The organism is Streptomyces sp. NPDC025806 (assembly GCF_055558275.1).
The window spans coordinates 1-15,616 of the sequence record NZ_JBVHMU010000043.1 but is presented as its reverse complement, the minus strand read 5'-3'; the positions used below and the strand labels follow the sequence as shown (position 1 = coordinate 15,616).

Annotated in this window: 12 protein-coding genes and 2 pseudogenes; 3 read left to right on the top strand and 11 right to left on the bottom strand. The window is 68.9% G+C overall.

What is annotated here, in order from left to right:
- The first annotated feature begins 494 nt into the window (after positions 1 to 494).
- Positions 495 to 3,086: a helicase associated domain-containing protein gene (locus ACZ4E1_RS39955; RefSeq protein WP_467548875.1), complete on the top strand. Its 2,592-nt coding sequence runs from the start codon at positions 495 to 497 to the stop codon at positions 3,084 to 3,086.
- 12 nt (positions 3,087 to 3,098) lie between these two features.
- Here ACZ4E1_RS39955 and ACZ4E1_RS39950 read toward each other — a convergent pair whose 3' ends face one another.
- The 5 genes and pseudogenes from ACZ4E1_RS39950 to ACZ4E1_RS39930 all read right to left on the bottom strand — a co-directional run bounded on the left by ACZ4E1_RS39950 (position 3,099) and on the right by ACZ4E1_RS39930 (position 8,493).
- A complete protein-coding gene (locus tag ACZ4E1_RS39950) occupies positions 3,099 to 3,869 on the bottom strand; it encodes an AAA family ATPase (protein WP_467548873.1) in 771 nt (256 codons plus the stop codon).
- A pseudogene (locus tag ACZ4E1_RS39945) lies at positions 3,866 to 5,617 on the bottom strand (transposase). The gene ACZ4E1_RS39950 and the pseudogene ACZ4E1_RS39945 overlap by 4 nt, the downstream one beginning before the upstream one ends.
- Positions 5,618 to 5,651: 34 nt before the next feature.
- Positions 5,652 to 7,040, bottom strand: coding sequence for an AAA family ATPase (locus ACZ4E1_RS39940; protein WP_467548871.1), 1,389 nt, complete (start codon positions 7,038 to 7,040; stop codon positions 5,652 to 5,654).
- Positions 7,041 to 7,248: 208 nt separating this feature from the next.
- Entirely contained in the window at positions 7,249 to 7,716 is a 468-nt protein-coding gene (locus tag ACZ4E1_RS39935) for a hypothetical protein (RefSeq protein ID WP_467548869.1), read from the bottom strand.
- A gap of 285 nt (positions 7,717 to 8,001) precedes the next feature.
- Entirely contained in the window at positions 8,002 to 8,493 is a 492-nt protein-coding gene (locus tag ACZ4E1_RS39930; protein ID WP_467548867.1) for a GNAT family N-acetyltransferase, read from the bottom strand.
- A gap of 102 nt (positions 8,494 to 8,595) precedes the next feature.
- Between ACZ4E1_RS39930 and ACZ4E1_RS39925 the strand changes: the two genes are divergently transcribed.
- On the top strand, positions 8,596 to 9,507 hold the full coding sequence (locus ACZ4E1_RS39925) for a LysR family transcriptional regulator (protein WP_467548865.1): 912 nt from the start codon (positions 8,596 to 8,598) through the stop codon (positions 9,505 to 9,507).
- Here ACZ4E1_RS39925 and ACZ4E1_RS39920 read toward each other — a convergent pair.
- The 5 genes and pseudogenes from ACZ4E1_RS39920 to ACZ4E1_RS39900 form a co-directional block, all read right to left on the bottom strand.
- A complete protein-coding gene (locus ACZ4E1_RS39920) occupies positions 9,495 to 10,715 on the bottom strand; it encodes an arginine deiminase family protein (protein ID WP_467548863.1) in 1,221 nt (406 codons plus the stop codon). The genes ACZ4E1_RS39925 and ACZ4E1_RS39920 overlap by 13 nt on opposite strands.
- 90 nt (positions 10,716 to 10,805) lie before the next feature.
- Complete coding sequence (locus ACZ4E1_RS39915; RefSeq protein WP_467548861.1) at positions 10,806 to 11,306, bottom strand: AAA family ATPase; 501 nt, start codon at positions 11,304 to 11,306, stop codon at positions 10,806 to 10,808.
- A gap of 37 nt (positions 11,307 to 11,343) precedes the next feature.
- Positions 11,344 to 11,691 (bottom strand): hypothetical protein, encoded by a 348-nt coding sequence (locus ACZ4E1_RS39910; protein WP_467548859.1) that lies wholly within the window; start codon positions 11,689 to 11,691, stop codon positions 11,344 to 11,346.
- Positions 11,692 to 11,768: 77 nt separating this feature from the next.
- Positions 11,769 to 12,077: pseudogene (locus ACZ4E1_RS39905) on the bottom strand (transposase); the annotation flags it as partial.
- 144 nt (positions 12,078 to 12,221) lie between these two features.
- Positions 12,222 to 12,956 carry a class I SAM-dependent methyltransferase gene (locus ACZ4E1_RS39900; protein WP_467548857.1) on the bottom strand — a complete coding sequence of 245 codons (735 nt, stop codon included), beginning with the start codon at positions 12,954 to 12,956 and terminating at the stop codon, positions 12,222 to 12,224.
- 143 nt (positions 12,957 to 13,099) lie between these two features.
- Here ACZ4E1_RS39900 and ACZ4E1_RS39895 point away from each other — a divergent pair, with 143 nt between their 5' ends.
- Complete coding sequence (locus ACZ4E1_RS39895; RefSeq protein ID WP_467548855.1) at positions 13,100 to 14,335, top strand: IS701 family transposase; 1,236 nt, start codon at positions 13,100 to 13,102, stop codon at positions 14,333 to 14,335.
- A gap of 140 nt (positions 14,336 to 14,475) precedes the next feature.
- Here ACZ4E1_RS39895 and ACZ4E1_RS39890 read toward each other — a convergent pair.
- On the bottom strand, positions 14,476 to 15,616 hold a 1,141-nt coding region (locus tag ACZ4E1_RS39890; protein WP_467548853.1), incomplete at its 5' end, for a RodZ domain-containing protein.

Below are 15,616 nucleotides of genomic sequence, written 5' to 3'. Positions count from 1 at the left end.
ACTCCGTCGGGGAGTTGCATCACTCCGTGATGCCGTGTCAGCAACGCTTCGCGTTGCTGACGGCTCGGATCGCTCCGCGATCCGGCCTGGCGGCCTGCGCTCCGCGCTGGCCTTGGGCTGGCTGCGAAGTGCGGTCTCTGGTCTGAGTGGTGACGGGGTTTCAGTGGGTGCGCTTCGGTCTGGGGCGCAGGTGCCGGCCTCCGGTTGAAGCTCGGTGTACTGTTCCCGTTCAAGGGTTCACCGTAGCAGTCCAGGCTAGTTTGAAGCCATCTCTTCGGGTGTATGCGTCAAACTTTCAGTCCAGGTAGGTTAGTAACTAAGAGGCGACATGTGCCTGAGTCGGTTCGCCACATAGTGAGACCTGTATTCACAGAATGATCCGGTAGAGATCCTGTCCCGAAGAAGCTTTGGAAGCGGCGGATCAGATTTCTGAAAATACATCGTCCCGAGCGCGCGAGGTGCGGGAAATGACAGCGGGAAGGGAAGCCGTGAGGATGGCTGGGCGTGCTTCGGAGCGGGTACTGCGGCCCCACCAGGTCGAGGCGGTCGACGCGGTCGTGCGAGCCCTTGAGGCGCCCGCAGGCGGGCGTCTGCCGGCCGAGGGGCTGCGGTGTCAGTGCATCGCAGCGACTGGCTCCGGCAAGACCCTCATCGCCTCCGCGGCCGCCCAGAAGCTCCGTGCGCGGCGGGTGCTGGTGCTGGTGCCCACTCTGGACCTGCTTGTGCAGACCGCGACCGCCTGGCGGCGCGACGGGCACCGCGCCGGGGCGATGATCGGCGTGTGTTCGCTGCGCGCCGAGGAATCCCAGGGCGTGCCGTGTACTACCGATTCGGGTGAACTCGTCGAGTGGGCAAGGGGCTTGGACACAGTGACGGTGTTCGCGACGTACGCGTCCGTCGGCCACGGCGTTCTGCAGCGCGCACACGCTGCGGGCCTGAGGTCATGGGACCTGATGGTCGTGGACGAGGCGCACCGCACCAGTGGGGACGGGCTCAAGCCGTGGGCGGCGGTGCATGACCAGCAGAAGATCCCCGCTGGTCGGCGGTTGTACATGACGGCGACGCCGCGGGTGTGGGAGGCCGCCGAGGGGCGTACGGCGCCGCGGCTGATCGCGAGCATGAGCGAGGACTCGCCTCTCTTCGGGCCTGTGGCCTACAAGCTGACCTTGTCAGAGGCGATCGGGCGGGGACTCGTGGCGCCCTATCAGGTGGTGTGTGTCGACATCCGTGACCCCGAGTACGGACAGCGTGCGCAGCTCGGTACGGGCACGGAACGGGTCCGTGGGGCGCGGCTGGCCGCGCTCCAGGCAGGCGTTCTGACCGCGGCCGCGCGGGAGAACCTGCGCAAGCTGCTCAGCTTCCACTCCCGCGTCGCTGAGGCCGAGGCCATGGCGGCGGGGATCGTGGATGTGGCCACGCGGTTGTGGGAAGGAGATCCACGTACGTATCCGGACCCTCGCCGGGTGTGGGCTTCCTGGCTGCACGGCGAGCATCCGCCCGCCCACCGGCGTGAGGTGCTCAAGGAGTTCGACTCCGACGTCATCGAGGACCAGGAGGACGGGGGCGGCGAGCCTGGACTGCTGCCCGCGGCGCTGCGGGTTCTGGCGTCGGTCAAGGTGCTGGGTGAAGGCGTCGACACTGTCGCGGACTCGGTCGCGTTCGGCGATGTGCGCGGGTCCATGGTCGATATCGTGCAAATGGTGGGGCGTGCACTTCGAATGCGGCCAGGGCAGGGGAAAATCGCGTCGCTGATCGTTCCGGTATTTCTCGCCGAGGACGAGAACCCCGACGACATGCTCACTTCGCCGGCCTACAGTGCCCTGGCGAAGATCCTGGAAGCGTTGCGGGCACACGATGCGGACACCATCGAGGCCCTCGCTGACTCCCGTTCGCGCAGCGGTAGTTGGGAGGACGAGACTGCCGTCCAGGCCTGGGCCGGCGAGTGCGACGAGGAATTCGGGGGTGACCTCGAGGACGACCTCGAGAGCCTCGGTGACGAAGCGCCGGCCGAACCGGTCAGCGCTGAGGCGCGGGAGCTGCTGAAGTTCTCCAGCCCGCGCGATCCGGTACAGCTCGCCCGGTTCGTCCGGTTGCGGGTGCTGGAGCCCGAGGGCGAGTACTGGCGCCGAGGCATCGAAGCCTGCGCGCGGTATGCGGAAGAGACCGGGAGCGTGCGGTTGCGGGTGCCGTACGACTACGTCACCCCCGAGGGCTGGTCCCCGGCCGGGTTCCCGCTCGGAGTGTGGCTCAAGACGCAACGCACGGCCTACAAGGCCGGGCGTCTGGACGCGGAGCGGGCCCGCGAACTGGATGCGTTGGGGATGGTGTGGTCGCACCAGGACCTCGCGTTCGAGGAAGGTCTCGCTGCTGCGCGTGAGTGGGCGGCCGAGCACGGTCATTTCCTGCCCCCGGCGGGCGCGGTGTGGAACGGCTACCCGGTGGGGAACTGGGCCAAGGCCCAGCGCGGCGCCGCGAGACTGGCCGAGGAGCTCGAGGCGCGGCGGGCGGCCGGCGAGCCCGTCGGGACGGAGGCCGGTGCGCTGCCCGGGTCGCGGCGGGAGGCGCTCGAGGAGATCGATCCCGGATGGTGCCCGGCCTGGGACATCGCCTGGCAGCGCGCTTTTCGTCTCGTGAGGGCGCGCCTCGAGGCCGGGGGCAGCGTGCCGGCCGAGCCCGGCGACGTCGTGGTGCAGGGCGAAGACCTCGGACGATGGGTGACCGCCCAGCGGCACAGCTGGAGCGAGCTGCTGCCCGCGCAGGCGTGGCTGCTGGGACACGTCCTCGGCCTGGAGCCCGCGAGCGAGGATGAGCGGCCCGTACACCGCACGCAAGACGACAAATGGGCCCTCAACCTCGCCGCCGCCCGGCAGTACCACGCCCGCGAAGGACACCTCAACGTACCGAGGAAGCACGTCGAGTATCTGCCTGTGGCCGATGCCGGACCCGCCGCCACCGGACGCGAGGTCACCCCTGAGAACACCGTCCCCGTCGCGTTGGGCATGTGGATCGCGAACGTACGCAGACGCGCTGACAGGCTCACCAGCGAACGGCGAGAGGCGTTGGATCAGCTCGGCATGCGGTGGTGATCGTGGCCGTGATCAGTGTGCAGAGCCGAGCTTGCTGAAGGCCCAGCGGAGGACTTCTTCGTCAACACGGGGCCGGCCGGTTCGTTTCAGGGCGGTGCGGGTGAGGGCGGTCAGGCGGGCCCAGTTACGGAAATTGCCGTGCGCGGCGCGGCTGTCGGCGTAGGCGATGGTGTCGGGGTCGGTGTCGGCCCAGATGGGGTGGTAGAGCGGGATCGTCTGGAGAACCTCGCTGCGGGTGAGGCGGGTGAAGTGCTGCCAGATGAAGATCCGGGAGGAGAGCATCGGTTCCCTGCGGAGCGTCTGGTGGCAGCCTTCGCCGCCGACGAAGACGACGGCGAGCTGGGTGTAGGGGTCGTCCCAGAGGTATCGGACGTATTCCAGCTGGTCGCTTTGGAGCCACTGGGCTTCGTCCAGGACGAGCGTACGCGGGTGGGTGGCCAGGGTGTGCTTGAGGAGCTGGTCGAACTCGCTGGCGTAGCGCGGGGGTGGGCCCGGCAGTTCGAGGGCGGTATGGAGCTCGTGGCGGACGGCGCGGGTGGTGGCGCGGGCGTGGAAGGTGATGCGTCGGATGTCCTCGTCTGGTTCGAGTGCGCGCAGGCAGCTGGTGACGGCCATGGTCTTGCCGAAGCCGGCGCCGCCGTGGACGCACATCATCGCGCGGCTCTCGATGGTGTCGGTGAGGTTCTCCCGGGCGGTGAGCAGGGCTTGGGTGGTCACGAGGCGGGCGTCGGGCAGGCGGGTGTACTGGTCGGTGGGGGCTGGTGGCAGGTGGCCGCCGGTCATGAGGTCTCCCTGCGTGGGGGGTCGGGTGCCGGGTCGGCGGGTCGGGTGCGGGCTTTGAGGGCCTCGGGGATGGCCCAGTCGGCCGGTGGCGGGGCGGGCGGGATGAGTTCGGGCAGGGCCAGGGCGGCCAGGTCGTGGTGCTGGTGCTGGTCGAGTTCCCGGGCGGCTTCGGCGGCGGTCGTGGCATCCAGGCGGCGCGCATGGTCTGGTTCGGTGGCCGGGGCGAAGCGGGTGTGACGCAGTTGCTCGGCGGCTTTCGCCTCGTCGCGCAGGCGTCGGGCGCGCTGGGCACGACTACGGCGTAGCTGGGCGCGTTGTTCTTCGGTGGCCTGGTCGGCCAGGTATGCGGTGCCCAGATGTTGGCCGCGGGGTGTGCAGACTTCGATCTCGTGGGTGTGGTGGGGCATGAAGCGCACCGTGACCTTGAGGCCGGCTTGTCCGGTCATCCAGTCGGCGATGTAGTCCCGGTTACGGAAGCGGACGCCGTGGCTGGTGACGGTGCGGGTGCGGCCGTCGTCCTCGAGCGTGAACGACCACACGTGTTAGGCGGGGACGTCGTTGAGCGGGGTCGGATCGGCCTGCCACGCCTGAAGCGGGGTGGCGCCGTTCAGCTCGGCGGGGCGGTGCTCGGTGTTCCACCAGTGCGCCCAGGCCAGCAGGTGCTCGGTGAACGCCTGAAACGACAGGGGCGGGGTCGTATCCGGCTGGCGGTCGGGGCGGCGGCGGGGCTTCTTGGGGGTGTAGCCGGGCAGGGCCGTGAACAGCATGCGGGAGACGTTGAGGTTGAGGTTCTCGATGCTGCCCTTCAGGTGGGGGCTGTAGGGCGGCAGAACGGTGATGTCCGCGTCCAGCGCGGTCAGCGCGGTGGTGACGGTGCGGGAGAGAAAATCTCGGCCGCGGTCGAAACGGACGTGCTCGGGCAGGCCGCCGAAAGGCCCGTACGGGTTGGTGCGCAGGACGGCGGAGCGCAGCGCGGCCAGGATGGAGGCGCGGGTCGGCGTGCCCGGGGTGACGGCCAGGCCGGTGATGGCCTTGGTCGCGCAGTCGATGAACCACGTGACGTGCGGGGGAACCAGATCGCCGTCCGCGTCCACGTGTAGTGGGGCCTGGACGTGGTCGGCTTCCCAGACGTCGTTGCGCCAGGTGCGGGGGCGTTTGGCGAACACATCGTGGGCGCGGGCTGCTTCGGGGCCGTGGCGGTAGCCGGCCCGCTCCCCTGCTGTCAGATCCCGCCGTAGGGCGCGCAGGAACGTCGGCAGGGACGGCACGGGGTCCAGCAGCGGCACGGCAGCGGGCGGGGCGCCGCCCGGCAGGGGCGCAGCGGGCTTCGCGGCGGGGTCGGTGCTCGTCGGGGTGCCGGTCTCCTCGTAGGGCTCGGAATCGGTGGCGGCCTTGGCGCGGGCGACCAGTTCGCGGTGGACCGCGGAGGCGTTGCCGTGCCAGTACGCCAGCAGTACCCGGATCTCGTTGGTGATCTCGAACCGGCCGGTATGGCGGGCTCCCGGGCGGGCGGCCTTCTCGGGTGTGGTGGTGGCTTCAGCGAGCCAGCGCCACACGGTGCGCTCCGAGACGTTCAGGCACTGGGCGGTGGTGTTCACGTGGCTGCGGGTGAGCCGTCGCTCGGCACGCAGCGCGAGCAGGCGGCGTACGGCCGGGGCCCGCAGCGCGGTCAACGAGGCCGGATCCAGCACAGGCTCGGCCCGTGGAGGTGGCACCGTTGCGGAGCCGTCGTCAGAGGTCGCGGTCATGCGGGGAGTCCTTCGGCCCGGACGGTGGGGTGGGTCAGCACGTGGTGGGGCCGAGGCGGGAACAGGCGCGCGTCAGCAGGTCACGGTCCACCGCGACCCCGGGAGAACGGGCGAGAGCCGCATAGACGTGGGAGGTGATCTTCGCCCAGGTACGGAAGTTCCCCTTCGCGTGGGTGGTGTTGGCGTGCAGCAGATCGGCGTCCGTCACCGCGTCCCACAGCGGGTGGAACAGGCGCAGCACCGTCGGGACTTGGCCGGGGTCCAGGCGGGGTACCTGTTGCCAGGTCAGCACGCGGGAGGCCAGTGCGGAAGCACGCGCGAGGGTGCGCTCGGCCCCGGCCCCGCACAGCACGAGCGAGGTCTGCGTCGTGGGGGCATCGACGAGCAGGCGCAGGTAGTCCAGTTCGGGGGCGGCGATGCGCTGCACATCGTCGATGACCAGCACACCCGGGGCCTGGAATGCCTGAAGCAGGGCGCGGTCGGCGGCGTCGGTGCGGTTCGTCAATGCTGTGGCGGGCAGGCCGAACGCGGTCAGCAGCGCGGCCCGCAGCTGCGGCAGCGCCGGCTTCACCGCCACCAGGGCGCGGTGCACCGGGATCCGGCGCGGCAGTACACGCAGCGCACGGTGTACCGCGACGGTCTTACCGTGTCCGGGGTCCCCGTACACGCACACGATCCCGCGGGCGGCGATCGTGTGAGCGAGCGCCTCGGTCACCTGGCCGAGCTGCCGGGTGGCAACGACGTGCGCGCCCGGCACGTACAGACGCGTGCCCTCGGCCAGTGGCGAAGCAGCAGGTAGAGGGCTGGTGGCGTCGTTGTCAGGGGGCTCGTCCGGCACCACGGGGGCGGGCGGGGACTGGCCCGTCTCGTCGATCGTGCCGGGTAGGGCCAGCTCGGCCAACGCACGGTCATAGGCGGCCGGATCGATGCGGGCGTAGCCGGGACGGGCGAGGTCAAGGACCCGGCCCGCTCGCCGTTGCCGGTTCACCGCTTCGTGCAGCGTCGTCAACGACGGCAACCGGTCCCCGCCCACAGTGGGAAGCACCTCATCAGCGTGCTCGGCCATCCAGCGGTGCAAGGCCTTCACGTTCCCGCCCAGCTCCCCCAGCCGGGCCCACAACCCGTCCGTCAGCGTGAACGCGGAACGCCGCCGGACAGGTTCAACCGATCCTGACTCCTTCGCCACAGCCAGCCACCGCCACACCGTGCGCACATGAACGTCTGCCGACTGCGCGGCGATCCGGACATGCATCGTCTGCAAAGTTCCGGCCTCATCCAGCGTGAGAAGCCGCCGCACGATCACAGACCGCAGCACAGCCCGGTCCCGCGCCCCGGTGCCGTCAGCCGATCCCTCGTTCCTCCCCACCACGAGCGCAGACACCGGCAGTGACGGCGGTGACGAGGCAGGCGCATCGGCTGTCATACCGGCCAGCCCACACCCCGGCCCTGATCAAGAGCACAGGAATACTCATCCCCACGACAGCCACAGAGCGGCTGTGCTAGGCCGGACTCTCACGGCATAGCAGCGGATTGGTCGCCTTGTGACAGCCACGCTCCAGCACACTCACCGATAGAGATGCTGGTGAACAAGCCCGCCGCTACGTCAGACCCCACTGCCGACCAACCCACCGTCACAAAGCCGAGCATTCACAGTAGGTGTCGTCGCCCAGCACCGTCGTGGCGCCCAGTCTGCGGCCGGTCTTGGCCTCGTACACGGTGACTGCGTACTGGCCCTGGCGGTAGTAGCGGACGTAGTGGTCAGTGTTGTGTAGGTACCGGCAGGTCGTGACCAGCTTGCCCTTGTTCTTGTTGGTGACGCAGGCGACGAGCTGCGCCTTCGCCGGGTCAGGGTGGTACGTGTCGTGGGGCGGTTCGCTCTGTGTCTCGCCCGGCGACGCGAGCGGGGCCTGGGTGGCACTCACGGAGTCTGGTGCCTTGGTGGTGAGCAGCACGGGGTGGGGGCCCTTGCCTTTGTACGCGGGTTGCCCCGTCAGCAGTGTGGTGGGGCCGCCCTTGTCGCAGTATGCCGCCAAGTCGTAGGTGTTCGTCGCGGCCGGGTGTGCCGCGACCGAGGGGTTGGCGGATGTGGGTGTCGTCATGGTGGATGAGGAAGGCGCCGCCGTCGTGTCTTCGCCCCCGCTGCTGCACGCGGATGTGAGAAGCGCGATGCCCACGGCCACGGCCGAAGCTGTGCCACGCATCCTTGTCACGGCTGCTGTCTCCTCTTATGTCCTTGTGTGTCCGCGCGTCCGCTCCGCTACCTCTGGCTCCCGTCTTCCCGGCTCAACGTCTCGCGGCCAACGGCGGGATGGAGCGCTTGCTTGGCAGGCGGGGGGTCTGGGTCTCATGTCGGATTCTGTCGTCCGGTGTCTCTTCGGGGGGCGTCATGTCAGTTCCATGAGGGTGTCGGCGCGGGCGTAGTAGTCAGCCACGGGGAGACGGTCGCGGGTGATTCTGGCAAACCCGGCTTGCTCGTAGACGTGGAGGGCGGCGGTCAGCTTGCTGTTTGTACCGAGAAACAGGCGAACCCCACCGAGCGCCTGAGCTCGGTGGATTGCTGCGGTTACGAGTTGGTGGCCGATGCCGCGTCCCTGTGCGGCGGGGGCCACTGCCATCTTCGCCAGCTCGAACACGGCTTCCGGGTAGGCCAGAAGCGCAACGCATCCGACGATGGTGTCTCGGCCCGGCTCGCGTGCCAGGAGCACGTCGCCGCCCGGGTCCACGATGCGGCCGAACGGATCTCCGAGAATTGCCCGGTCCTGCTCTTGCAGGGTGAACAGGCGCGAGATCCACTCCTCGTTCAACGCGCGGAATGCGTCGGCGTCGCTGTGCGAGGCGATCGAGGAGACGACGGTCGGGGCGGTGGTGTGCGGCATGAGGCGGATTTCCTTTCCGGTACGGCTTCCCGCCGACAGCCTCTGACTCCACTCACTCATATGTCCAATACAAGTAGTAGGGTCTATCGATAAGTTTGAGCTATGGATCGTCGAATCGAACTCCGTCATCTGCGGTACTTTCTGGCTGTGGCTGAGGAACTCCACTTCGGCCGTGCCGCCCAGCGGCTGAACATTGCTCAGCCGGCCCTGTCCCAGCAGATCAGGCAGCTGGAGAAGATTGTCGGTGTCGAGCTGTTCCGGCGGACCTCCCGAAGTGTCCGTCTCACGGAGGCAGGAGCGGCGTTCCAGCCGCGGGCGCGTGGCCTTCTGGGCCGTCTGGCGGCTGACCTCGACGAGGCCGGCCGTATCGGGCGCGGCGAGGCCGGGCGCCTGGACATCGCCTACATCACCTCCGCCACCGCGATCGTCAGCGACCGACTGCGTGAATTCTCCCGCCGCCGCCCAGACGTCCAGATCAAGTTGCACGACGGCTTCACCGTCGACGTCCTGGGGGCCCTGCAGCGGGGCACAGCCGACGTCGGGGTCGTGCGGGACGCCGAGGAGCAAGACGGCATCAATCTTTCCCTGCTGACAACGGAACGGTTTGTCGCCGTCATTCCGTCCGGTCACCCCGCCGCACGGGGTGACCATGTGGAAGCAACGGCGCTGGCCGCCGACCCGCTGATCCTTTTCCCGCGCGCAGGGGGAGCTCAGGCGTTCGACCTCAACACGCAGCCTCTGCGGGATGCCGGCATCGATGTCCAGGTCGCGCAAGAGTGCTCGAACTGGCACACCATCATCATGTTCGTCGCCGCCGGCCTTGGCGTCACCATCGCTCCCTACAGTGTCACTACGCTGCTTCCTCCCGGCGCCCAACGTCTCGAGCTCGACGGGCCTGCCCCGGCGAGCCGGATCTTCATGGCCACCCGCCGAGGAGACAACCGTCCTCTCGTGCAAGCCTTCATCGCTGCATCTGAGTCCGTGACAGGTCACGGCCACGGTCAGGCGACGTGAGGACCCTGACCTGCTGAGCGGCGGGCAGGACGGCTGCTGGGCCGCTTCAGCGTGTTCGTCTGGGTGTTGCGGTCGTAGGTGATGACCATGCCCGGTTCCAGGGCCACGGCGTTGTTGCCGCTGTCCCACTGCTGGCGCTCGGAGGCGTACACATCGCCGCCTGTCTCGATGTCGTGCAGCTTGGGCAGGCCCAGCCCGTTGGCGACCACGTCGGCGAAGGGGGTGCTGCCCTCGTCGGTGATGTCGAGGCCGTGCGCTGTGTGGCCCGGGCGCAGGGAGAACGTGTGCACCGCGTCCATGATCGTGGGGTGGAGGGTGACGATGTCGCGGTCGGCGAAGGTGAACACGGTGTCGAGGTGCCGCCCCGTTCTCGAACAGCGACTTGGCGACCTGTGTGATGGCCTGTCGCGAGTGCGTTCGCTCATGCCCATGAGGACGATGCCGCCTCCGACGGGCATGATGTCGCTGCCCTCGAACGTGGCCTGGCCCCAGTCGAGTTCGGGGTCGCCCCACCACACCTTCGAACCGGTGAAGTCGGGGTGGAACTGGTGGATCGCCTTCATCAGGAGCGTCTCGTCGTGCCGTGCGGGCCCGTACAGGGGATTCTGTGTGAGGCCGCCGTACAGCCAGCAGGTCGTGTCGCGGGTGTAGAGGGTGTTGGGCAGCGGTGGCATCAAGTACTCGCGTACGCCGGTGGATTCGCGCGCGAGGGACACGTATGCGGAGCGGAAGTTGTCGGGCAGGTCGATGGTGGCGAGACCTCCGATGAGGAATTCGGCGAGCCGGCGTGGTTCCAGGGTCTCCAGGAAGGCGCGGGTGCCGTCGACGAGGCCGACACCGACCTGGTTGGGGACGATCTTCCGGTCGAGGAGCCAGGACTTCGCTTCGTCGATCGCCATGGTCTGTGCAAGGAGGTCGTGGAGTTCGACCACCTCGACGCCGCGCTGCTGCAGTTTGTTGACGAAGTCGGCGTGGTCGCGCTGGGCGTTCTCCATCCACATGACGTCGTCGAAGAGCAGGTCGTGGCTGTTGCTCGGGGTGAGCCTGCGGTGGGCGAGGCCCGGCGCGCAGACGAGGACCTTGTGCAGGCGCCCCACCTCGGAGTGGACGCCGTAGGCCTGGGACGGGGTGCTAGGAGCGTTGATGGTGACCTCCTTGGAGGAAGTACGGGCGCAGACAGCGCTGGGTACGGGGCGTCGGGGATCCATCCGGCCGGGCCCGGCACCCCGCGTTCGATCCCGGAGCCTGACCCCGCGCAGGACACGAGCACGTGACCGGTTGTCCCGGAGTGGCCTCGTTCACGACTGGCGGACGTGGTGCACGGAGGTGAATCCCTCCTGCACCAGGACGTGCGGGGTTGCCTGTTGTGCCATGCGGTGCTGCCAGCGCAGTGTGCCGTCGGGAACCCGCCGGTTGGAGGGACGCAGTGCGTTGCGGGCCAGGCAGTCGTCGAGGGCAGGCAGGAAGCACAGGGCGGCAGCGGGGCGGTTGTGACGGCGGGCTCGTTCCACGGCCGCCTCGCGTACGCGGGGTTCCATGTTCGTGCTGTCGAGGAAGACCGTTCTCCCGGCTCTCAGGTGCTCCTCCAGGAGCGCGTTCTGCCGTTGTACTGCGGCGGGTGTGGCGGACTGGTCCCCGGTGTCCCCGGCGATCTCGTGGCGCAGGTCGTCGAGGCAGGGGACCACGTCGACGTCGGCGGTGGCGGCGTAGGTCGTCTTCCCGGAGGCTGCGGGCCCGATGGTGACCAGGAGCGTGCCGGGAGCAGGGTCGAGCGGCGGGACAGTGTCGGGGAAGGGCACGCGGAGGGTCCTGTCGTGGGGTGGTGCTCTGGCTGGTCTACGGGTCGTCGAGGGGCTCGGCGGCGTAGGTGCCGTCGTCGAGGCGGGCGGTTGTCAGTTCGGAGCGGCGCCGGATTCCGTCGATCCGGCGCACGATCACGGTGTCGGGCGGCAGCGTGGTCTCGTACTGCTCGGGGACGCCGGCCGGGTCGTCGGTGCGCCGCTGGGTGTAGACAGCGTAGAAGCGCTCCCGTGGTGTCGCTTCGGTCTGTGTGGTGCGGTGTCGGTGGTGCAGCCACAGGCTGGCGCCGAGCATGGTGAGGAGGGCGGCGAACGCGAACGGGCCCATGGCGGAGCCCAGGAGGTCCAGGCCCTTGTCGAGAGCGAGGGGGACGAGCACGGGCATGGCGGTAATCACTCCTGCGCGGCGCCGGTTGAGGCCCGCCGGGTGACGGGCCGGGCTGGCCTTCGCGGAAGCGGGGGTTAGGCCGTGTCTTTCGGATCATGCCGCGCTGACCAGATGAAGGTGGCGGCGACGTGGAGTCCGGCTAGGTGGATGGCGGCGGTCTTGTCATATCGGGTGGCCAGACCGCGCCACGGCTTGAGCCTGTTGATGCACCGCTCGACTGTGTTGCGCCCCTTGTACGCCTCGCGGTCGAAGGCCGGGGGACGGCCTCCCAGCTTGCCGCGCCGCTTACGGTTCGCGACCTGATCGGCCGGTTGCGGAATGGCCGCTCGGATTCCGCGCTGACGAAGGTGGGTCCGGATCGCGCGGGATGAGTACGCTTTGCTGGTCAAGAGCATGCGCCTCGCCGAGGTGTCCTGTCCGGCAGTAACGGCTCGGTCCTCGCCCACTGGGCATCGCTCAACGACACACCGGACCAACGATGGGACGATCGGACAGAAGCGCTCTGGCTTGTCCCCTCCTGCGAGACCTCAGCGGTGGGCGATCACCAGAAGTTCGCCGTCTCCGGCACCGACCGGTTCCCGGTTCCAGCCACCGTAGACGTGTCCGATCTGGAAACCTGCGGCATGCAGTGCCGCACGGACCTCGCTCTCGGTCCGAAATCGCAGGGTCGCGGTGCTCTGCAGTTGCTGGTGGTCGGGGAAGGTGTAGTGGTGGGTGAAGGAGACCGCGCCGTCGATGACAGTGGTGACCTCGGTCCAGGCCGTGACCACGGTTGCGTCCGCCAACTGGACCCGCCGGTGAGAGTCGACCGGGTTCCACGCCTCCCAGCGTCGGGCTGCGGGGTCTCGGGTGTCGAAGACCAGGCGCCCGCCAGGCACGAGTGCACGCCTCAGATCGGCGAGAGCACGGCCGAACTCCTCATCCGTGACGAAGAACTGTGCGACGTGGCTCGTCATGACCGCGACGTCGAACGCCGCGTCGGGCAGGTCCGCAGAGGTTCCCTCCACCCAGGTCACCCGTTCGGAGCCGGGTTTGATGCGGGCCGCCTGGAGCGAAGCGCGGGCCGGATCGACGCCGGTGACCACGTGGCCGGCCGCCGCCAGGCCCAGGGCCAGTCGCCCCGTACCGCAGCCGAGATCGAGCACCCTCCCTCTCGGGGTCTCACCGACCACCCGGAGGAAGAAGTCGTCCTCACGTGTCCACGGGCACTCGGCATCGTAGACAGCCACCAGCAAAGGGTCACGGAACTCGGCATGCAACACCAGCGGAGGCTAACCAGGAACACGTATGAACGACCACTCAAATTGGACGTCCAACGATCTGTGGCACGGTGATCCGAAAGACACCCCCTAGTAGTGCTTCGTTACGTTGAGTGATCTCGGCTGGCTGTGGGCAGCGTCCCGGGGTGAAGCTGAGGGAAGTGGAACGGCTCCGGGGTGAGTTGGCAGGGTTCGTTGCCGATGTGTTCGGGTCGTTGCCGCGGCGGGACCAGCGGCGGTGGGGCGAGTGTTATCTGCGGGGTCTGATGCTCGACGGCCGGCGGAAGTCGGTCCAGCCGATGGCGGAGCGTCTGCCGGACGGGAACATGCAGGCCCTGCAGCAGTTCGTGAACCAGTCGCCGTGGGATCCGCTGCCGGTCAGGCGACGGATCGCCGAGCGGCTGTCCGAAGTGATCACGCCCGAGGTGTGGGTGATCGACGACGTGTCGTTTCCCAAGTGCGGGAAGGCGTCGGCCGGGGTGGCCCGCCAGTACTGCGGCGCGGTCGGGAAACGGGCGAACTGCCAGGTCGCGGTCAGCGTCCACGCGGCCACCGACACCGCGTCCTGCCCACTGGACTGGCAGTTGTATCTGCCGCGCGAATGGACGGACGAACCGGACCGCTGCCGCAGGGCAGGAGTCCCCGAAGGCCTCGGCCACCAGGAGAAATGGCGGATCGCGCTCGGCCTGCTCGACACGCTCGCCGGCTGGCAGTTGAAGGCGCAGGTGGTGGTCGCCGATGCCGGCTACGGGGTCAGCACACCGTTCCGCATCGGACTCGAGGAGCGCGGACTGTCCTACGTCCTGGCCCTGGCCGGGAAGGAAGTCGCTCACCCGGAGGATGCCGAGCCGCACCGGCCCGCCTATGGAGGGCTCGGACCACCGACTCTGCCCCGCTACCGCACCCCGCCGCGGTCCGTCTGTGACCTCGCGACCGAGATCGGCACGGACGGCTTCACCCCGGTGACCTGGCGACAGGGCAGCAAAGGCGCGATGACCTCACGATTCGCGGTCCTGACCGTGAGGCCCGCGGGCAAACAGTCCCTGGCCGCCGCCCAGGCAGCGGGCGGCGGCCGCAACCGATGGGACGGCATCCTGCCCACCCGGACCCTCCTGGCCGAGTGGCCGGACGGACAAGCCGCTCCGACGGACTACTGGATATCGAACCTGCCCGCCACCACCCCGGTCGCCGACCTGGTGCGGTGGGCGAAGATGCGCTGGCGGATCGAGCACGATTACCGCGAACTCAAGCACGGCCTGGGCCTGGACCACTTCGAAGGCCGCACCTGGCGCGGCTGGCACCACCACGTCACCCTCGTCACCGCCGCTCAGGCATTCCTCACCCTCAGGCGGCTCGACCCAAAAGCCCTCACACCGGCCTGACCCTCTACCAGGTCCTCGATGTCCTTCAGGACCTGCTGAGGTGCTGGACCGGTGCATGCACCACCTGCGGACGCCCCCTGCCCAGCTACCGAAGCACCCGCAGACAGCACAGAACCTAACGAAGCACTACTAGTCCGGGGTCAGTCGGTCGGCGTGTAGCTGAGACGCTGCACCATGTTGTCCTCGAACTGGTCCGAGATCTCTTTCCCATTGACCACGAGGCGCATTGCGCCTGAGTCGCCCAGGACGATGTCGATCCGGTCGGTGTCCTTGAACGTCTTGGTCTCGCCCTTCTTCAGGAGCCCGGCGTACAGCGCGTCTCCCTTGCTGTCCTTCGCCGAGATCCACGCGCTGCGGTTCTCAGCGGTGACCTTCACCGTGACCTCGCCCTTGGCTTCGTCCTCGGCAGCGCTCCCTTCCTCCGTCGTGGGTGTGGCGGGCGGCGACGTCGCGTCCTGGGACGGGTCTGCCGCCCCGGCGGTGGGGGTCTTCGTTCTGGCCTGCGGGGTATCAGCGGTGCTGCCCCGGGAGTCGAGCAGGGCGGCGCCGCCCAACCCGGCGGCGCACAGGAGGAGGATGGCGACGGCCGCGATGACCAGTCGGGATCCGGGCGTACGGCGGCCGGTTGCCCCAGCTGGTTGCGGAACCGGGGGCTGTCGCGGTGGGGCGGGGACGGTGTCGAGTCGGTGGACTCCGCCGGCGGACGGAGCGGTGGGGGTCGGCGTGGCCTGTGCATCGGCCGGGGCCGGTGCCGTCGCCTCCTCCGTCGCCTGCGCGGGCGAATTGGTCTGGTGCTGCCAGATCCGCTCGACCTGGGCCTGCATCGCCGCGGCGTCCGGGAAGCGGTCCTCCGGCGCCTTCGCAAGCGACCGGGCGATCAGCGCCTCTACCTCCGGAGGTACGTCTGCGCCCAGCGAGGCCAGGGCGGGCGGCTCGGCGGTGACGTGCAGATAGCCGATCCGGAAGCCTGAGTCGGCGTCGAACGGCACGGCCCCGGTGAGTAGTTGGAACAGCACGATGCCGGTCGCGTAGAGGTCGCAGCGCCCATCGACGGCGCGGCCCGGCTCGAACTGCTCCGGCGCCATGTAGTGGGGGGTGCCGATGGTGAAGCCGGTACCGGTCAGCGCGGTGCCCTGGTGGTCGAGGGCGCGGGCGATGCCGAAGTCCATGACCTTCACCGCGCCGCTGGCCGTGACCATCACGTTGGCCGGCTTGATGTCGCGGTGGACCATGCCGCGCGCGTGGCTGGCGTCCAGCGCGGTGAGGATGCCTGACACGAAC